The 18131-nt window shown below is 69.7% G+C and carries 18 protein-coding genes and 1 pseudogene; 7 read left to right on the top strand and 12 right to left on the bottom strand.

Annotated elements, in window-relative coordinates:
• Nucleotides 1–42 precede the first annotated feature (42 nt).
• The 4 genes from LX16_RS04185 to ctaC form a co-directional block, all read right to left on the bottom strand.
• Nucleotides 43–963, bottom strand: coding sequence for a hypothetical protein (locus LX16_RS04185; protein WP_147133352.1), 921 nt, complete (start codon nt 961–963; stop codon nt 43–45).
• 111 nt (nt 964–1074) lie between these two features.
• Nucleotides 1075–1770 (bottom strand): Rv0361 family membrane protein, encoded by a 696-nt coding sequence (locus LX16_RS04180; RefSeq protein ID WP_147133349.1) that lies wholly within the window; start codon nt 1768–1770, stop codon nt 1075–1077.
• Between the two features lie 116 nt (nt 1771–1886).
• Nucleotides 1887–2318: a cytochrome c oxidase subunit 4 gene (locus LX16_RS04175; protein ID WP_147133346.1), complete on the bottom strand. Its 432-nt coding sequence runs from the start codon at nt 2316–2318 to the stop codon at nt 1887–1889.
• Between the two features lie 11 nt (nt 2319–2329).
• Nucleotides 2330–3223, bottom strand: coding sequence for an aa3-type cytochrome oxidase subunit II (ctaC, locus tag LX16_RS04170; protein ID WP_211354276.1), 894 nt, complete (start codon nt 3221–3223; stop codon nt 2330–2332).
• A gap of 153 nt (nt 3224–3376) precedes the next feature.
• On the opposite strand from ctaC, the gene LX16_RS04165 reads away from it, so the two are divergent.
• On the top strand, nt 3377–4510 hold the full coding sequence (locus LX16_RS04165) for a cysteine desulfurase family protein (RefSeq protein ID WP_147133344.1): 1134 nt from the start codon (nt 3377–3379) through the stop codon (nt 4508–4510).
• Between the two features lie 78 nt (nt 4511–4588).
• Here LX16_RS04165 and LX16_RS04160 read toward each other — a convergent pair whose 3' ends face one another.
• From LX16_RS04160 to LX16_RS04150, 3 genes are all read right to left on the bottom strand, one after another.
• Nucleotides 4589–5572, bottom strand: a complete 984-nt coding sequence (locus tag LX16_RS04160) for a carbohydrate kinase family protein (RefSeq protein ID WP_147133340.1) — start codon at nt 5570–5572, stop codon at nt 4589–4591.
• 222 nt (nt 5573–5794) lie between these two features.
• Nucleotides 5795–6151, bottom strand: coding sequence for an iron-sulfur cluster insertion protein ErpA (erpA, locus tag LX16_RS04155; protein ID WP_244615669.1), 357 nt, complete (start codon nt 6149–6151; stop codon nt 5795–5797).
• Between the two features lie 117 nt (nt 6152–6268).
• The gene (locus LX16_RS04150; RefSeq protein WP_147133334.1) at nt 6269–7387 is read right to left on the bottom strand and encodes a glycerate kinase family protein; all 1119 of its coding nucleotides are present in this window, start codon (nt 7385–7387) and stop codon (nt 6269–6271) included.
• 147 nt (nt 7388–7534) lie between these two features.
• On the opposite strand from LX16_RS04150, the gene nadA reads away from it, so the two are divergent.
• The 4 genes from nadA to mgrA all read left to right on the top strand — a co-directional run bounded on the left by nadA (nt 7535) and on the right by mgrA (nt 12122).
• Nucleotides 7535–8701, top strand: a complete 1167-nt coding sequence (gene nadA / locus LX16_RS04145) for a quinolinate synthase NadA (RefSeq protein ID WP_147133331.1) — start codon at nt 7535–7537, stop codon at nt 8699–8701.
• A 255-nt stretch (nt 8702–8956) separates the two neighbouring features.
• Nucleotides 8957–10285, top strand: a complete 1329-nt coding sequence (gene murA / locus LX16_RS04140; protein WP_147133327.1) for a UDP-N-acetylglucosamine 1-carboxyvinyltransferase — start codon at nt 8957–8959, stop codon at nt 10283–10285.
• A gap of 82 nt (nt 10286–10367) precedes the next feature.
• The gene (locus tag LX16_RS04135; RefSeq protein WP_244615759.1) at nt 10368–11081 is read left to right on the top strand and encodes a DUF3043 domain-containing protein; all 714 of its coding nucleotides are present in this window, start codon (nt 10368–10370) and stop codon (nt 11079–11081) included.
• Between the two features lie 48 nt (nt 11082–11129).
• A complete protein-coding gene (gene mgrA / locus LX16_RS04130; protein WP_147133321.1) occupies nt 11130–12122 on the top strand; it encodes an L-glyceraldehyde 3-phosphate reductase in 993 nt (330 codons plus the stop codon).
• 24 nt (nt 12123–12146) lie between these two features.
• On the opposite strand, the gene LX16_RS04125 is transcribed toward mgrA, so the two are convergent.
• From LX16_RS04125 to LX16_RS04105, 5 genes and pseudogenes are all read right to left on the bottom strand, one after another.
• Nucleotides 12147–12587 (bottom strand): hypothetical protein, encoded by a 441-nt coding sequence (locus LX16_RS04125; RefSeq protein ID WP_147133316.1) that lies wholly within the window; start codon nt 12585–12587, stop codon nt 12147–12149.
• Nucleotides 12580–12945: a hypothetical protein gene (locus tag LX16_RS04120; RefSeq protein WP_147133313.1), complete on the bottom strand. Its 366-nt coding sequence runs from the start codon at nt 12943–12945 to the stop codon at nt 12580–12582. The genes LX16_RS04125 and LX16_RS04120 overlap by 8 nt, the downstream gene beginning before the upstream one ends.
• Before the next feature lie 55 nt (nt 12946–13000).
• The gene (locus tag LX16_RS04115; RefSeq protein WP_147133310.1) at nt 13001–13984 is read right to left on the bottom strand and encodes an ABC transporter ATP-binding protein; all 984 of its coding nucleotides are present in this window, start codon (nt 13982–13984) and stop codon (nt 13001–13003) included.
• A complete protein-coding gene (locus LX16_RS04110) occupies nt 13981–14790 on the bottom strand; it encodes an ABC transporter permease (RefSeq protein ID WP_211354275.1) in 810 nt (269 codons plus the stop codon). Before LX16_RS04110 ends, LX16_RS04115 begins: the two co-directional genes overlap by 4 nt.
• A gap of 13 nt (nt 14791–14803) precedes the next feature.
• Nucleotides 14804–15580 (bottom strand): annotated as a pseudogene (locus LX16_RS04105) (ABC transporter permease); the annotation flags it as partial.
• Nucleotides 15581–15780: 200 nt separating this feature from the next.
• Here LX16_RS04105 and LX16_RS04100 point away from each other — a divergent pair.
• A complete protein-coding gene (locus LX16_RS04100; RefSeq protein ID WP_147133307.1) occupies nt 15781–16860 on the top strand; it encodes a WG repeat-containing protein in 1080 nt (359 codons plus the stop codon).
• A gap of 71 nt (nt 16861–16931) precedes the next feature.
• Nucleotides 16932–17930, top strand: coding sequence for an aldo/keto reductase family protein (locus tag LX16_RS04095; protein ID WP_147133304.1), 999 nt, complete (start codon nt 16932–16934; stop codon nt 17928–17930).
• Nucleotides 17931–18131 lie beyond the last annotated feature (201 nt).

Below are 18131 nucleotides of genomic sequence, written 5' to 3'. Positions count from 1 at the left end.
CCACGGGTTCCCCCCTCGTGGACGGAAACCCGTGGTCCGCGGTCAGCTCGCCGGCACGTAACGCACCCGGTCGGCGCGGTCCGCGATCGCCGGCGCACAGCCACAGGCCGGATGCGGTGTCCACTCCCGGTGTCGCAGCCCGAAGGGCGCGCGCAACTGGATCGTCGCCGACTCGATCTGGCCGGTCACGCCGTCCAGGTACTGGAGTGCCTGGCACGCCGCGGTGGCGACGGCGAGGCCGCGAAGTGCCGCCTCCAGGGGTGCGGGTGCCGCGCCGTTCCGGCGCCAGTTGGGCACCACGTCGGTGATGTGGTGTTCCACGCAGGCCGCGCAGGCGGTCCGGCCGGGTATGACCAGTGGACCGACGTTCACTGCGCCGTCCATGGTGGTCACCATCAGATACGGCAGGTCGCGCCGCGCGTGGGATCGCGCGACGAGGTCGGCGGGCTGCCGAGGATCCAGCAGCACCGCCAGGTCGGGCGGCCCACCGCGCCTGCCCGGGGCGGCCACCGCACCCACACCGGACCGGTACAGCAGTTCGGTGAACTCGGTGACCATGTCGGTCTCCCCCGACACCCAGATCCGGCGCCGTTCCCGGCGGCTCATCAACTCGGCGGGGCAGTCGGTGCGGCGCAACGAGAGTGCCGCGGTCTCGGAGTGATGCTGGGCACGGCGGTCGGCGGCGGCGTCCCGGCTGCGGAAGGCGGCGGGATCGATGAGCAGCCTGCCGTGCCGCAGCAGCCGGAGTAGGCCGCCGGCGTCGACGTCGTCGAGCCCGAGACTCCGCGCGGCACCGTAGTACTGCTTCTCGGTCATCGCGGTCTCCAAGCGGTCCAGCAGTTCGGAGACCTGCGGGCGTGGGCTCTCCAGGAGTAGGGCGGTCTCCGGGTCGACTCCCAACTGGATGGTGGCGGAGTCGATCCTGGTGCGGTGGAGTCCGGGCAGCAACATGAAACGGGTCATGCCCGAATTGTGACGCAACGGGTGTTAAGCGACGATTAAGTCATTCGGGTAAATCCGTCGAGACGCCGCCGGCCCGCCCCCTGCGTGGGGAGGGCCGGCGGGCGACCGCGATCAGTACTCGCAGACCTTCCACTCGTCGTTCTCCAGTACGAGGTTCATCTGCTCGGTGTCCGTCTCGACCTCCCCGGTGTCGGGATCGGTGAGCGTCATGACGACGGTGACGGTGGCCTCGTTGCCGACGACGGCCTCGCCGGTGATCTCCCACTCGGCCGTCGCGAACAGCGCGGTGAGGAACGCCGTCTCCTCGGCGCCGCCGTCGAACTCGTCGACGATGTCGGCGCACGCCAGTTCCCGCATCGACTCCAGGTCGCCTTCGGACATCGCGTCCAGGAAGCCGTTAGCGGTCGCGGTGGGTGAGCCGCCACCGGTGAGCGCCAGGATGAGGACGACGATCAGCACGATGCCGACCAGGCCGGCCACGCCGACACCGATGAGCATGCCGGTCTTGTTCGTGCCCGACGGGGCGGGTACGGGCGGCCCGTACCCGGGCTGCGGAGCGTATCCGGGTGAGGTGGGCGGGCCGGAGTGCGGGGCTCCCGGCGGCGGGTATCCGGGCTGCTGTTCGTATCCGGGTTGTTGGCCGTAGCCGGGCTGCTGGCCGTAACCCGGCTGCTGGGCCGCGTATCCGGTGTCACCCTGGGCGGGGTATCCGGGTTGGGGGGCCGGGGTGTGGTACCCCGGCTGCTGTTCGTGGCCGGGTTGCGAAGCCGGGTCGGGGGTCGGGGAGCCCGGCGGCGGATAGGACATGAAGTCTCCTACGACAGGATGGGAGAAGGAGTCGGTTCGTTCGCGAACCGTGCGAACCTCGTACGACGAAGGGTACCGGTGTCGTTCACACCGGTACCCTCTCGTGTCGAACATGTCTACTGTGGGCCGAGTCGGCGGCTTCCCGTGTAGTACTCGAAGAGCAGGCCGCACGTCGTGATCAACACGGCGAGCATGCCCACGGCGATCAGCCACCACATCCAGAAGACGACACCCACACCCGCGATCGTCGCCGACAGGGCGACACCGAACGGCCAGTAGCTTCCGGGCGAGAAGAACCCGACCTCTCCGGCGGCGTCGGCGATCTCGCCGTCGGGCCGGTCCTCCGGACGCAGGTCGAGCCGTCGCGCGACGAAGGCGAAGAAGCCCCAGCACATCGCGCACAGCGTGCCCGACAGGATGAGCGCGGTGAAACCGATGACCTCGATGGCGCCGATCGGGCTCTCGTACCAGGTCCACCAGCCGTACACGGCGGCGAACAGGTAGAGGCTCAAGGTGATCAGAGCGAAGAGCTTGGATTCGGTCCTCATGTCGGCGCCCCCTAGCTCGCCTCGCCCGAGTTGGGCTTGGTGTCGAACGGCTTCGTGGTGGTGGCGTACGGGTCCTGGCCGATGGCCTCCAACGCCTCGGGGGTGCTCATGCCCTCCTGGAGGTGCCCCAGGTACGCCTGGTAGTCCTCGGAGGACACCGCCCGCAACTCGAAGTTCATCATCGAGTGGTACGCGCCGCACAGCTCGGCACAACGGCCGACGTAGGCGCCCTCCTCCTCGATCGTGATCTCGAACTCGTTGGTGAAGCCGGGCATCACGTCACGCTTGAAGAGCAGGTCCGGCACCCAGAACGAGTGGATGACGTCGGCGCTCTCCTCCTTGATCCGGATGGTCTCGCCGGTCGGGAGCACCAGGACCGGGATGTAGTCACTCGTTCCCACCGAGGCCGACACGGGCTCGGCGGGGCCGTCACCGTCGGGGTCGGTGTCGTTGTAGGTGAACTCCCAGTTCCACTTGAACGCGGTCACGGTGACCGTGTGGTCGGGGTCCTCGGTCAGCTTGGTGACGTTGTTCTGGATCACCGCGGTGTAGTAGAACAGCACCGAGATCACGATGAACGGCGTGACGGTGAACAGCATCTCCATCGGCAGGTTGTACCGCGTCTGCGCCGGCAGCTCGTCGCTGCGCTTGCGGTAGCGGATGATGCACCAGAAGATGAGACCCCAGACGAACACGCCGACGGCGAGCGCCGCGATCGCCGAACCGATCCACAGGTTGAACATCTCTTCGGACTGCGGAGTCGGCAGCGTCTGTGGCCAACCGAATGCGAACGCGTCCTGCACGGTGCAGCCCGCGAGCGCCGGCACCGTCAGCAGCACCAGCGCGGCCAGACCGGTGAGGCGGCGTGGCCTACGTGAGGCCGCGGACGACGGACTTTCGACCACCTGCTCAAGCCTTTCTTGGCGTTTGACCTTGCCGTACAGTGTGGGCAGTGCCCACCGTCCCGCACGGGCGAGACGCAGTGAGCCTACTTGCCGGGTCCCCTCCGGTGAGGTCAGGGGGTGTCGAATTCTACGACGTGTCGTTGAATAGCGGTTATGACCTCTGTATATCTTGATTCGGCCGGCGCGACGCCGCTGCACCCCGTCGCGGTGCAGGCACTCGACGTGGCCACGGCCGACGGGTGGGCCGATCCCGGGAAGCTCTACGGGCAGGGCCGTCGCGCCCGGCAACTGCTCGACGCCGCACGTCAGAGCGTCGCGGAGACGCTGGGTGCGCGGCCGGACGAGGTCTCGTTCACCCCGAACGGTTCGCAGGCCCTGCACGCCGCGGTGCTGGGCGGGTTGGCCGCGAACCGGCGCCGGGGTGAGACGTTCGTCCATAGTGATGTCGAGCACTCGGCGGTGCTGCACGCCGCCGAATGGCACCGGTCGGGCGGCGGCGAGACCGTCGGTGTCGGCGTGAACCGGTACGGCCGGGTGGACGAGGACCGGTTCGCGGCGGCGGTCGCCCGGCCCGGCGTCGCCCTGGCGGCGGTGCAGAGCGCGAATCACGAGGTGGGCACCCGCCAACCGGTGACCCGACTGGCGGAGCTGGCCGGTGACGTGCCGCTCCTGGTGGACGCGGCACAGACACTCGGGCACGAACCGGTACCGTCGGGATGGTCGATGCTGACCGGTTCGGCACGGAAGTGGGGCGGCCCGTCCGGTGTCGGCATCCTGGTGGTACGCAAGGGGACCCGCTGGCGCAGTCCGTGGCCGTCCGGGACCGGGGAACCGGCGTCGCCCGGCGGTCTCCATCTTCCGGCGGTGGTGGCCGCGGCCGCGTCACTGCGGGCGGTGGCCGCGGAGGCGGCGGCCGAGGACGCGAGGTTGCGACGGTTGACCGACCTCGTCCGGCGACGCGCGGCGGACATCCCCTATCTGGAGGTCGTCGGCGACCCCGACGACCGGCTCGCCCGCATCGTGACACTGTCCTATCCGTTCGAGGACGGCGAGCCGCTGCTGTCGGCACTGGACAGGGCGGGATTCGAGGTGTCGGCAGGTTCCTCGTGTACCGCGGCGACACTGCGGCCGTCGCACGTACTGGAGGCGATGGGCGTGCTGTCGCACGGCAACATCCGGGTGTCGCTGCACCGGGGGATCACCGAGGCGGACGTCGAACGTTTCACGCGGGTACTGCCGCGGGTCGTGGCGGAACTGCGCGACGCCGGAGACGTCGCCGACCTGTGACCGCACCCGGCTCCTACGTGAACGGGCGACCCGCCGGGGCGTCACCGCCCGGCCGGTCGCCCGGTACCGACGAGGGCTCTAGCTGAGCAGCAGGTGCGAGGAGACCTCCGCCTCACAGGCGGGGCCGTAGGACTCGCCGAGCCTGCGGACGAACGAGGCCGGGTCGATGGAGTACTCCTGGGTGCCGACGGTCTCCAGCACCAGTGTGGCGACCATCGAACCGACCTCGGCGGCGCGACGTGCCGACAGGCCCCAGGACAGTCCGGCGAAGAACCCGGCACGGAAGCCGTCACCGACACCGGTCGGGTCGTAGGCGTGGATCTCGCGCGCCACGGGCACGTGGATGCGGTCGAGACCGCGACCGACGATCTCGACGCCGTCCTTGCCGAGCGTCGTCACCCGGACCTGCACCTGGTCGAGGATCTCGGCCTCGGTGAGGCCGGTCTTCGACTCCAGCAGTTCCTTCTCGTACTCGTTGGTCATCAGGAACTTGGCGCCCCCGATGAGTCGGCGGGCGCCCTCGCCGTCCAGGCGCGCCAACTGCTGCGACGGGTCGGCGGCGAACGGGATGCCCAGTTCGCGGCACTGCTCACTGTGCCGGAGCATCGCGGCGGGGTCGTTGGCGCCCACCAGCACCAGGTCCAGCCCGCCGACGCGCTCGTGGATCGGCCGGAGGTCGATGTCGCGGGCCTCGGCCATCGCGCCGGCGTAGAACGAGGCGATCTGGCACAGCTCCTCGTCTGTGGTGCAGACGAAGCGGGCGGTGTGCGCGGTGTCGCTCACGTGTACCGACTCGGTGTCGACGCCGTGGCCGGCGAGCCAGCCCTGGTAGTCGTCGAAGAAGTCCTTGCCGACGGCCCCCACGAGGATCGGCCGCAGCCCCAGGCGGCCCATGCCGTAGCAGATGTTGGCGGCGATGCCGCCGCGCCGCAGTACCAGGTCGTCCACCAGGAACGACAGTGACACCTTGTCCAGCTTGTCGGCGATCAGTTGGTCGGCGAACTTGCCGGGGAAGTGCATGAGGTGGTCGGTGGCGATCGAACCGGTGACGGCGATCTTCATCGAGGGTTTCCTAGCGGGAGACGACAGGGAAATAGCCCGGCCAGCGTACCGGCCGGGCTATCGGTTGCTTTCGATGGCACGGGCGACCGTGTATCGGGTCGGCGGCGGAGCGACGTGGTGCCGGTCGTGACGCGACACCGCCCCCGTCCGGGGGCCACGATCCCCACCGCGTCGCCGGGCGCCGCGCACGTGGGTACGGTACGCGGACTCCCGGCGCACGCTCTAGTGGAAGGAGTCGCCGCAGGCGCACGAGCCGCTGGCGTTGGGGTTGTCGATGGTGAACCCCTGGGCGTCGATGCGGTCGGCGAAGTCGATGCTGGCGCCGGTCAGGTACGGCACGCTCATCCGGTCGACGACGACCTCGAAGCCGTCGTAGCCCTGGACGACGTCACCGTCGAGGGAGCGCTCGTCGAAGAACAACTGGTAGCGGAGGCCGGAGCACCCGCCGGGCTGCACCGCCACCCGCAGCCGCAGGTCGTCGCGGCCCTCCTGCTCCAGCAGCGCCTTCACCTTCTCGGCGGCGACGTCGGTGAGCGTGACCCCGGTCGGATTGGTGGTCTCGGTCTGCGTTTCGGTCACGGTGACTCCTAGGAGAGAACGTCTGTCGGCTTCCACGGTAGCGAACGCCCGTCGTCGCGCCGCCATTCCCGCGTCGTCGGTGTGGTCGCGGGCGGCCCGGTTGTGTGATGGCCCACTTCAGCTTCGGCGCCACTGACGGGCCAGGCGCGCTCCAAGGGCACGGAGTCCCTCGGCGGGACGCGACATGGCGTCCTCGGTGTTGCCGAAGTGCTCGACGAGCGAAAGTCCTCGTGTGACGCCCATCGCCAGCATCTCGCGTCGTCCGACGGTGACCCGTCCCGCGACGACCACGCAGGGCAGGCCGCGTTCCTGTGCCTGCGCGGCGACCCCGGACACGAGTTTGCCGCGGAGCGACTGGTGGTCGAACGAGCCCTCGCCGGTGACGACCAGGTCGCACTCGTCCATCGCCTCGCCCAGGCCGACGGTGCGGCTCACCAGTTCCGTACCGGCCTCCCGGCGGGCGCCGAGCGCGAACAGCGCCGCGCCCAGCCCGCCGGCGGCTCCCGCGCCGGGTGTGGAGGCCACCGGCGTCCCGCCCGCCACGTCGCGTTCGAGTACCGCGCCGAACCGGGACAACGCGTGGTCGAGCACCTGCACCGCGTCGTCGTCGGCGCCCTTCTGCGGGCCGAACACCGCCGAGGCGCCCGTGATGCCGCACAACGGGTTGTCGACGTCGGTCGCGGCGACCAGCTCTACGCCGCGCAGTCTCGGGCCACCCTCCAGCCGCGCGCAGTGGACCAGTGCCGCACCGCCCGGAGGCAGTGGGACCCCCCGTTCGTCGAGCGCGGTGTATCCCAGCGGTACGAGCATGCCGGCTCCGGCGTCGTTGGTCGCGGAACCGCCCAGTCCCACCACGATCCGGCGCATCCCGGCCTCGACGGCGTAGGCGATGAGCATGCCGAGCCCGAACGATCCCGCGCGCAGTGGGTCGCGTTCGGCGGGTTCGAGTAGATGCAGCCCGCACGCCTGGGCACTCTCGATGTAGGCGGTGTCGCCGACGTACAGCGACTGCGCGGTGATCGCCCGCCCGAGCGGGTCGGTGACGGGGACGTCGACCCGGCGCCCGCCCAGGGCGGCCTCCAGTGCGTCGAGCATCCCGGGGCCTCCGTCGGCCAGCGGCAGCGTGTCCAGGTGGTCGTCGTCGGAGACGCTGCGCCATCCGTCGGCCACGGCGGCGGCGACGTCGGGCGCGGTCAGGGTACCGGCGAACTTGTCGGGACAGATCAGGATGCGCACCCGACGACACTAGCCATCCGGCGGCGGACGCGGGCGGCGGCGGCGAGCGTCACACCCGACGGTCGTGGTCGCCGGGGTGAACTGTGAGAGAATCCCAGTGTAAATGCGTCAAACCGACGATAATTCTCAGTTGCCTGGAGAGCTGCCATGAGCACCTTCATCGAGCCCGCGCCGACCGCCACCGCCCTGCTGCTGCTCGGTCAGGGAAGCGACGCCTCGTCGGAGAAGGGCGTGGACTGCCCGGGAGAGCTGCCCGCCGCCTCGGACCCCGGCCTGGTCGCGCGGGCACGTGCCGCCAAGGAGGCGCTCGGCGACCGGTTGTTCGTCCTCGGCCACCACTACCAGCGTGACGAGGTCATCCAGTTCGCCGACGTCACCGGTGACTCGTTCAAGCTGGCGCAGCAGGCCGCCGCTCGGCCTGAGGCGGAGTTCATCGTCTTCTGCGGTGTCCACTTCATGGCGGAGTCCGCAGACATCCTCACCGGCGACGACCAGGCCGTCATTCTGCCCGACCTCGCCGCCGGCTGCTCCATGGCCGACATGGCGGCCCGCCGGCAGGTCGACGAGTGCTGGGACCTGCTCACCGACCTCGGCCTCGCCGAGGACGTCGTCCCCATCACCTACATGAACTCCAGCGCCGACATCAAGGCGTTCGTGGGCGAGCACGACGGGCTGGTGTGCACCTCCTCCAACGCCGAACGGGCGTTGCGGTGGGCGTTCGCGCGGGGCCGGAAGGTGCTCTTCCTGCCCGACCAGCACCTCGGCCGCAACACCGCCGTACGCGACCTGGGCTTCGACCTGTCCGACTGCGTCACCTACAACCCGCACAAGCCCGGCGGCGGTCTCACCCCCGAAGAACTGCGCGACGCGAAGATGATCCTGTGGCGTGGCCACTGCTCGGTCCACGGCCGCTTCACGCTGGACAGCGTCCGGGAGGTCCGTGACCGGGTTCCCGGCGTCAACGTGCTGGTACACCCCGAATGCCGGCACGAGGTCGTCGCCGCGGCCGACATGGTCGGTTCCACCGAGTACATCATCAAGGCCCTCGACGCGGCGCCCGCCGGTTCGGCGTGGGCGATCGGCACCGAGTTGAACCTGGTGCGCAGGCTCGCCGGCGCCCACCCCGACAAGCAGGTCATGTTCCTGGACAAGACGATCTGCTACTGCTCGACCATGAACCGGATCGACCTGCCCCATCTGGTGTGGTCGCTGGAGGAGCTGGTCGCCGGCCGTGTCCCCCACCGCATCACGGTCGACGCCGACACCGCGCACCACGCGAAGGTGGCCCTGGACCGGATGCTCGCACTGCCCTGACCGGCGGCGCGGCCGGCGGAGACCCGTGAGGCGGGCGGTTTTGAGGGAAACCGCCTCGCCGCGGGTCCGGCCGTGGGACGGTGACATACGCCCTTCATGCGACAGGGGCCGATCCACCGACCACTAGCTGGTGTTGTGATCGAGTCGGGCCGTGGGCCCGAAGCTGTCGGCACGCATTCGGGCTCAACCGATATGCTCGCCAACCGGCACAGTTCATTCGATCGCAATCCACCCGTGATTATTGGAGGCTTCCCGTTGAGCAACGACGTTCTCGTGGTGCACGGCGGTACCCCCCTCAAAGGAGAGATCCGGGTCCGCGGCGCGAAGAACCTGGTCTCCAAGGCCATGGTCGCCGCCGTCCTGGGTGACACCCCCTCGACGCTCCACGACGTCCCGGCCATCAGCGACGTGGACATCGTGCGCGGCCTGCTGGAACTGCACGGTGTGCGCACGACCATGAGCGGCGACCAGACGCTTCGAATGGACCCGACCAACGTGGTGATCGCCGGTGTCGACGAGATCAACGTCCACGCCGGTTCCAGCCGCATCCCGATCCTGCTGTGCGGGCCGCTGCTTCACAGGCTGGGCCGCGCGTACATCCCGAACCTGGGCGGCTGCAACATCGGTGGCCGTCCCATCGACTTCCACCTGAACGCGCTGCGCGAGTTCGGCGCCGTCATCGACAAGCAGCCCGACGGGATGCACCTGTCGGCGCCGCAACGACTCCAGGGCATCAAGTACACCCTCGAGTACCCCTCGGTGGGGTCCACCGAGCAGATCCTGCTGACGGCGGTACTGGCCGAGGGCGTCACCGAGCTGCGGAACGCCGCCGTCGAGCCGGAGATCATCGACCTGATCTGCGTGCTGCAGAAGATGGGCGCCATCATCAAGGTCCACACCGACCGGGTCATCGAGATCGAGGGCGTCGACCGGTTGCACGGGTACCGGCACCGTCCGGTCCCCGACCGCATCGAGACCGGCAGTTGGGCGGCGGCGGCGCTGGCCACCCACGGCGAGGTCTTCGTGCGCGGCGCGCAGCAGGCCGACATGATGACGTTCCTGAACGTGTACCGCAGCATCGGCGGCGCGTTCGACATCGACGACGGCCCCGACGGCGGCATCCGTTTCTGGCACCCCGGTGGCGAGTTGTCACCGGTCGCGCTGGAGACCGACGTGCACCCGGGCCTGATGACCGACTGGCAGCAGCCACTGGTCGTCGCCCTCACCCAGGCGCACGGCCTGTCGATCGTCCACGAGACGGTGTACGAGCGCCGGTTCGGATACACCGCCGAACTGCGGCAGATGGGCGCCAACATCCAGCTCTACCGGGAGTGCCTGGGCGGCACGCCGTGCAGGTGGGGCCGGCGCAACTTCCTGCACTCGGCGGTGATCGCCGGTCCGAGCCAGCTCCACGCCGCCGACCTGCAGATCCCCGACCTGCGGGCCGGTTTCAGCCACCTGATCGCGGCGTTGTCGGCGGAGGGCACGTCCCGGGTGTTCGGCGTCGACCGGTACATCACGCGCGGGTACGAGGACTTCGACGCGAAACTGGCGGCCCTGGGCGCCAGCGTCGAGCGGCCGTGACCGGTACGACGACTCCGGGGGTGCCGCGCTCACCTGCGGTGCCCCGGCGTCCGACCGGGTAGTCTTGCTGTCCGTGCCCGCCATGTTCAACCGCCAACCCCGCGACCGGGACACCGAATCGGAGAACCACACCGTGAGCGACACCACCACCGAACCCGAATCGACGGAGACGGAGGCCACGCCCAGGGACCGCACCAAGTCCGGTGCCACGCCCAAACGGCAGGCGGTGAAGCGGGCACGTCCTCCGAAGAACCCCCCGATGACCCACAAGGAGGCCCGCGAGCAGGCGAAGGCCAACCGCGGGCCGAAGCCGGACAAGGCGGCCCGCCGGGAACAGGCGGCCCGTCGCCGGGAGGAACGGGAGCGGGTCACGCAGGGCCAGGACCGGGGCGACCCGATGTACGACAAGTACCACATGCCCCGCGACAAGGGACCCGAGCGGCTCCTGGTGCGCGACCTGGTGGACGCCAGGCGCAGCGTCGGGCAGTACTTCTTCCTGATCGCCATCGTCATCATGTTCCTCAGCAGTTCCGGTCTTCCCCTGCAGGTCCAGCAGTACGCGCTGGTGGCGTGGGTCGTGGTGCTGCTGGCGTTCGTGGTGGACAGCATCCTGTTGTCCCGCAAGGTCAAGCGGATGGTGTGGGAACGGTTCCCGAAGACGACGCAGCGCAAGCCGGGCCTGTACTGGTACGCGATCAGCCGCTCGATGATGTTCCGGCGGCTGCGGATGCCGCGTCCCCGTCCGGGCATCGACTACAAGACGCCCACCGCCGACCTGGGGAAGCACTTCCGCTGATCCCCCGGCGGGACCTGTCGAGTCGGCCGGTCGCATATGGTGACGGCCATGACGTATCACGCCGCCGAACGACGCTACGACTCGATGCTCTACCGCCGCACCGGCCGCAGTGGCCTGATGCTGCCCGCGATCTCACTGGGACTGTGGCACAACTTCGGTGACGCCCGTCCGGCGGAGACGCAGCGGGCGATCGTCACGCGCGCCTTCGACCTGGGTGTCACGCACTTCGACCTCGCCAACAACTACGGCCCGCCGCCCGGGTCCGCCGAGACCAATTTCGGCCGGATTCTGGCGACCGACCTGAAGGCGTACCGCGACGAGCTGGTCATCTCCTCCAAGGCGGGCTGGGGCATGTGGCCGGGTCCGTACGGCGACCTGGGCTCCCGCAAGTACCTGGTGGCCTCACTGGACCAGTCCCTCAGGCGGCTCGGCGTCGACTACGTGGACGTCTTCTACCACCACCGGCCCGACCCCGACACGCCGTTGGAGGAGACGATGGGCGCCCTGGACGCGATAGTGCGGTCGGGGAAGGCGCTGTACGCCGGGATCTCCAACTACAACGCCCAGCAGGCCGCGCAGGCCGCCGAGATCCTGCGGAACCTCGGTACCCCCCTGCTGATCGACCAACCGTCGTACTCGATGCTGAACCGCTGGCTGGAACGCGACCGGTTGCTCGACACGCTGGAGACCGCGGGTGCCGGTTGCATCGCCTACAGCCCGCTGGCGCAGGGCCTGCTGACCGACCGGTACCTCCAGGGGATCCCGGAGGATTCCCGGATCCGCACCAGCGCGTTCCTGAAGGAGTCCGACCTGTCCGAGGAGACCATGACGAAGGTGCGGGGACTCGGCAGGATCGCCGAGGGCCGCGGGCAGTCCCTGGCGCAACTGGCACTGGCGTGGGCGCTACGGGACCGCCGCATGACCAGCGTCATCATCGGCGCCAGCAGCGTCCGGCAGTTGGAGGACAACCTCGCCGCCCTGGGCAACCTGGAGTTCACCGACGCCGAACTCGCCGAGATCGACCGGTACGCCACCGACTGAGCCGGCCGGGGTCCCGTGGGCACGTCACGCGGGACCCCGCGCCGTACGGTGCCCCCGGAATAGCCACCACAGACCCAACACCGGAAGCACCGACGGCACGAAGAAGTAGCCGGACCCGAACCGGGACCACACGGTCGCCTCGGGGAACAGATCGGGCCGGAACAGGCTGAACAGGCCGACCGACAGCACTCCCGCCAACTCGACGGCGCAGCAGACGACGGCGACCCGGTGCGAGGTACGGCCGTCCCTGGCGAACCCCACCGCCGCCACCAGGTAGACGGCCGCCGCGACCGCCGACAGGGTGTACGCCAGTGGCGCGGCGTCGAAGTCGGTCGCGAGCTGCCAGGCCGCGCGGGAGCCCGCCGCCACCGCGAACAAGGTGTACCCGGCGATCAACAGCCTTCCGGGGCCCTCCCGGCGCCGGGTGCCTCCGGGAGCGGGCGTTGCGGAGCCGGGATCAGGCAACGATCATCCTCCAGATCTGGTCCATCCGCATGAGGACCGCCGCGACGGTGAGGCAGGCGCCGCAGACCACGGCGGTGCCCCAGTGCGACCGGTCGACACTCCCCCAGATCGCCGCGACGGGCAGCACGAGCACGGTGGTGGCGAGGTATCCGATGAACATCACCGTGTCGGCGGATCCGCTCTGTCCCAGCAGCAACACGATCGACACGACCAGTTGCACCACCACCACGGCCTCCAGGACGGCCATGCCGATCATGTGCCGGCGCAGGACGGGGCGTTTCCGCAACGTCTCCACGAGGTACCAGGCCGCGGCCAGCAACGCGAGGATCTGGATGGCGGCGGTCAGCCAGTCGATCATGGTCCGTCCTTCACACACCGGGGTTCTACGAAAGGTAGTACACCGTGGGCGGCGGTCAACCGGCGGAGTCGGCGGGGGCGGCCTGGTACAGCCGGGCCACGACGTCCTCGATGTCGGGCTCGACGATCGACATGTCCCGCAGCGGTGCCCGCAGGGCCAGCCGGGCGACCAGCTCCCCCGCCGACGGCCCGCCGGGTGTCAGGTGGAAACGCACCCGCCTGGCGTCGTCGGGGTCCACCTTCGCGGTGACACCCTCGGGGGCGTGGCCGGGATCCCAGTCCGCCTCCAGGTCGATCACCACCTGACGGTGCGACCCGTACCGGTGGTGCAGTCGTTCGACGCTGCCGTCGTGTACCACGTGACCGTGGTCGATGACGATGAGCCGGGGACAGAGGCGTTCGATGTCGGCCAGGTCGTGGGTGGTCAGGACCAGGGTGGTGTCGCCGGCCGCGCCGAGGTCGGACAGGAACCCGCGGACCGCCTGTTTGCTGACGACGTCGAGGCCGATGGTGGGTTCGTCGAGGAACAGCACCCGGGGACCGTGCAGGAGCGCCGCGGTCAGTTCACCGCGCATGCGCTGCCCGAGCGACAACTGCCGGACCGGGGTGTCGAGGAACCCGTCGAGGTCCAGCAGGTCGCGGCACTGTGCCAGGCGTGCGGCGTGGTCGGCCCGCGGCACGTCGAACACGTGCCGCAGCAGCCGGAACGACTCGCGCAACGGCAGGTCCCACCACAGCGCGGAACGCTGCCCGAACACCACGCCCAGGTTGCGGGTGAGTCTCAACCGTTGCGGCACCGGCTCCAGCCCGCACACCCGGACGTGGCCCGAGGTGGGGTTGAGGATGCCGGTCAGCATCTTCAACGTGGTGGACTTCCCGGCCCCGTTGGGTCCTATGTAGCCGACCATCTCGCCGGCCTCGATCGTCAGGTCCACGCCGTCGACGGCGGTGACGGTCCGCCTGGCGCGGCTGAACCGGCCGGTCTTGACCCGGACCGTGAATTCCTTGCGCAGTTCCCGGGTGGTGATGACGGCGTTCATGATCCTGTCCCCTTGTAGTGTCTGAGTCCGGTGCGCCACAGGGCTCCGGCGGCCAGCGCCGCGATCGACGCGACGACCGGTCCCGACCAGCCGAGCCATCCGGGGGCACCGAGCGGGTCGGCGCGCCCCAACAGGGCCAGCGTCGGGTGGTAGGCGACGAAGCCGAAGCCGAGCGCGTAGCCGAACAGCCGCCGGAACCCGCCGCCGAAGACGGTCAGCGGGTATGAGGTGAAGTCCCTGCCGCCGTAGGTGAAGGACGCCGAGAACTCACGGCTGTCCACCCACCAGAACATCGTCGTGGCGGTGATGACGAAGACGGCGGAGAAGAACACCGCCCCCGCGAGCGGAGCCGTCACCACCAGCAGCCACCGCCACCAGGTCCACTCGACTCCGGAGGCCGCGGCGGCCACGGCGAGGACCACCGCCGCGAACACGACCCGGCCGATCCGGCGCAACTGGAAGTCGACCGCGAGCAGTTGGGGCAGGACGCGGCGGGGCCGGATCAGCATGGCGTCGAGCAGGCCGGTGCGCACGTAGTGGGCGAGCTGCTCCACATTGCCCACCGCGAGGTCGGCGATGCTGAAACCGGTGATGGCGATCCCGGACATCACGAGGACCTCGTGCAGCTCGAATCCGCCGAGGACCGGCGTGATCCGGAACAGCACCAGGATGGTCAGGAAGTCCAGGACGGTGACCGCCGTCTGTCCGAACAGGTCGAGCACGAAACTGAACCGGTACTGGGCCTGACTGCGTACCTGGGCGGCCGTCAGCCGCAGGTACGGGGTCAGCGGATTGCGGTAAGCCACCCTGGATCACCAGCTTCCGGGTCGCGCGGGACTGTACGAACAGGACGGCTGCCAGACAGGCCCCGCACCACGCCGCCTGGGTCGCCAGCCGGCCCAGTTGGCCGCCGACACCGTCGTACTCCACGGCGACGTCGGCCGGGAACTGCATGATCGACGGCAGGGGCGTGGCGTAGTACAGCACGTCCCGCAACGTGTCCGGCAGGAACTCCAGCGGGAAGTACAGGCCGGAGCCGACACCGGAGAGGACCACCCAGACCATCACCACGCCCCTGACGTCGAGCAGCCAGAACGCGGTCAGGTTCACCAGGTAGCGCAGGCAGAAGCACACCAGCACCGCGAGCAGGATGCTCAACGCCAGCAACGGGTAGGTGACCGGGAGCCGGGGCCAGTGGAACGGGAAGAGCAGTGCGCCGAACGCCACCGGCACCACCAGCCGGGTGCACATCGCGTACCCGGCCCGGCCGAGGTCGGTGGCCAGATAGGTCCACACCGGATTGACCGGTCGCAGCAGGTCGGCGCCGACCTGTCCGGTGCGGACCCGGTCCGCCAGTTCGGTCCAGCCCCACAGCAGCACCACGCCCAACAGGCCCTGCCCCAGCCACACGTACGTGGACAACTGCGCTTCGGAGTACCCGCCGGCGGTTCCGCCGACGGCCGCGGCGGTGGCGAGTAGGACGTACACGCGCAGACAGCCGAAGACGGAGTTGGTGACACAGGCGGCGAGGGTCGCCTGTCGGTAGGTGGCGTATCGCTGGAAACCGGCGCGCGCCAACGAGAGGAACAGCCGCATGGGACTCCCTGACCGGTGGGGGCAGATGGATGCGAGTCCGTACCGGCGGTGGGACGGGGTCGAGCGCCACTGCGTCTCGGGTCCCGGCTCGTACGTCCAGAGCGCGAAGGGGGAACACTACGGTAGCGCACGCCACCGGGCAAGCGGTTAATGGCCAGACACGCCACACATGGGGTGAACGGCCATGGCAAAGTGTCGGCATGGTGGATGTCGCGGCTGACCTTCGTGCGGCGCTGCCTCGCGCCCTGGGGCCGATCGACGTGCAGACGTTGTCCGAACAGGTCAACGATCCGGGATTCGTGGCGGCGGTGCGTGATGAGGCCACCACCCGCCTGGCCACGGCGGTCGGCGACGCCGATCGCTCCCGGCTGCTGGGCGTGCGCTCGGTCGCCCACCGGATGCTGAAGGACCTCTCCGCCGCCGAGACGGACGCCGCGACCTCGCTGCGGCACGCCGACACCGCCGGGACCGATCTACTGCTGTCCCCGGCGCGCGCCCGGCTCGCCAACAGCCTGCGCATGCGCGGCGACTACGTCGAGGCCGACCGGTTGTTCGCGCTCGCGGAGGCCGGTGAGTTGCCGCGCAGGCTGATCGGGCGCGTCAGGGTCGGTGCCGCACTGTCCTGTATCGCCCAACGCCGGCTCACCGAGGCGCTGCTGCACCTGGAACGGGCGATGGAGCACACCAGCGACCCCGCGACGACCGACCACATGGCGCCCGCGTTGGAGTTGGTCTACCGGCTGGCCGCCGAGGGTTTCGGTCCGCAGCCGCGCGGCTGGGCCGAACGCGCCCGGTATCCGGCGCCCCGGCGCTTCCAGGACCCGCGCAGCGGGAAGTGGGGATTCCTCGACCACGAGCGGCGTCCGGCGATTCCACCGACGTTCACCGAGGCCGGGGACTTCCGGGGCGGCATCGCGGCGGTCCGGGAACGCGCCTGGGGGGCGATCGACACCGAGGGACAACTCACGGTGCCGTTCCTGTACGACGGGCTCAGCACCCCGCTTCCGGACGGCCGCGCGGTGGTCGGTTTCGTCGACGGCGTGGCCGTGGTCGACAGGCGGGGTGCCAAGGGACTGGTGAACCGGGGCGGCAAACTCATCCTTCCCCCGCATTACCGCGACATCGTCGTCCACCCGGCCGGGTACGCCGTGGACAACGGTGCGGCCACCTGGGGCGCCCGCGACCACTCCGGCGAGGAGCTGATTCCCCCGAGGTTCGACCGCGACGAGGTGCTGCGGCGCCTGGACACCCGCATCGAGGCGGACGAAGGTCCACTGTAGTCCGAATCGGGGGTGGGACGTAGGTCATAGGCCGCTGACACCACCCCGGCCACCGCGATAGGTTCGGCCTCGTGGAATTTCGACACTTGGGCCGTTCGGGCCTCGTCATCAGTGAAATCGTCTACGGCAACTGGATCACCCACGGCTCCCAGGTCGAGGAGGACGCCGCCCGCGCGTGCGTGCGCGCGGCCCTCGACGCGGGAATCACCACCTTCGACACCGCCGACGTCTACGCGCGCGGCGCCGCCGAGGAGGTCCTCGGGCGGGCGCTCAAGGGTGAGCGGCGCGACGGTCTTGAGATCTTCACCAAGGTGTACTGGCCGATGGGCGACGGCCGCAACGACCGGGGGCTGTCGCGGAAACACATCATGGCGTCCATCGACGACTCGCTGCGCCGCCTCCAGACCGACTATGTCGACCTCTACCAGGCGCACCGCTTCGACTACGAGACCCCGCTCGACGAGACCATGCAGGCGTTCGCCGACGTGGTGCGTTCCGGCAAGGCCCACTACATCGGCGTGTCGGAGTGGAACGCCGCCCAGATCCGGGAGGCGCACGCGCTGGCCCGCGACCTGAACATCCAGTTGGTCTCCAGCCAACCGCAGTACTCGATGCTGTGGCGCATCATCGAGGCCGAGGTGGTGCCGACCTCCGAGGAGCTGGGCATCGGCCAGATCGTGTGGTCCCCCATCGCGCAGGGTGTGCTCACCGGCAAGTACCTGCCCGGCCAGGCGGCCCCGCAGGGCAGCCGTGGGGCGGACGAGAAGTCCAGCGCCTTCATCAACAAGTTCCTGGAGAACCGTGAGCTGCTGGAGCGGGTGCAACTGCTCAAGCCGATCGCCGAGCAGGCCGGCCTGACCATGGCGCAGCTCGCGGTGGCGTGGGTGTTGCAGAACTCGAACGTGTCGGCGGCGATCATCGGCGCCACCCGACCCGAGCAGGTCGCCGACAACGTGCAGGCCGCCGGCGTCACCCTCGACGCCGACGTCCTGGCCGCGATCGACGAGGCGTTGGAACCGGTCGTCCAGCGGGATCCCGCCCTGACGAAGAGCCCGAACCCCCGCGCGTGACCCGTACCCCGTGACACGGCCGCCGTGTGCCCATCGGTGCCACGGCGGCCCCCCGGCCACGGCCTCGCTCTCCCCTCGCGACGCCTTGGGTGGTCTGAGGCCCGCCTTGGGTGGTCTGAGGCCGGCGAGAACCGGACATCGGGCGCGAATCGAGGCATATCGATCGGCCCACGGCCACCCAAGGCGCGGAGGTGGGGCTGG

This window comes from Stackebrandtia albiflava (genome assembly GCF_007994225.1).
GTDB lineage: Bacteria > Actinomycetota > Actinomycetes > Mycobacteriales > Micromonosporaceae > Stackebrandtia > Stackebrandtia albiflava.
Note: the sequence above shows the minus strand (reverse complement) of the source record. Positions and strands in the feature narration are given on the sequence as shown.

Coding starts and splice junctions, on each gene's coding strand:
- LX16_RS04185 (WP_147133352.1), bottom strand. CDS start 963: ATGACCCGTTTCATGTTGCTGCCCGGACTCCACCGCACCAGGATCGAC.
- LX16_RS04180 (WP_147133349.1), bottom strand. CDS start 1,770: ATGTCCTATCCGCCGCCGGGCTCCCCGACCCCCGACCCGGCTTCGCAA.
- LX16_RS04175 (WP_147133346.1), bottom strand. CDS start 2,318: ATGAGGACCGAATCCAAGCTCTTCGCTCTGATCACCTTGAGCCTCTAC.
- LX16_RS04165 (WP_147133344.1), top strand. CDS start 3,377: ATGACCTCTGTATATCTTGATTCGGCCGGCGCGACGCCGCTGCACCCC.
- LX16_RS04160 (WP_147133340.1), bottom strand. CDS start 5,572: ATGAAGATCGCCGTCACCGGTTCGATCGCCACCGACCACCTCATGCAC.
- nadA (WP_147133331.1), top strand. CDS start 7,535: ATGAGCACCTTCATCGAGCCCGCGCCGACCGCCACCGCCCTGCTGCTG.
- LX16_RS04135 (WP_244615759.1), top strand. CDS start 10,368: ATGTTCAACCGCCAACCCCGCGACCGGGACACCGAATCGGAGAACCAC.
- mgrA (WP_147133321.1), top strand. CDS start 11,130: ATGACGTATCACGCCGCCGAACGACGCTACGACTCGATGCTCTACCGC.
- LX16_RS04120 (WP_147133313.1), bottom strand. CDS start 12,945: ATGATCGACTGGCTGACCGCCGCCATCCAGATCCTCGCGTTGCTGGCC.
- LX16_RS04115 (WP_147133310.1), bottom strand. CDS start 13,984: ATGAACGCCGTCATCACCACCCGGGAACTGCGCAAGGAATTCACGGTC.
- LX16_RS04100 (WP_147133307.1), top strand. CDS start 15,781: ATGGTGGATGTCGCGGCTGACCTTCGTGCGGCGCTGCCTCGCGCCCTG.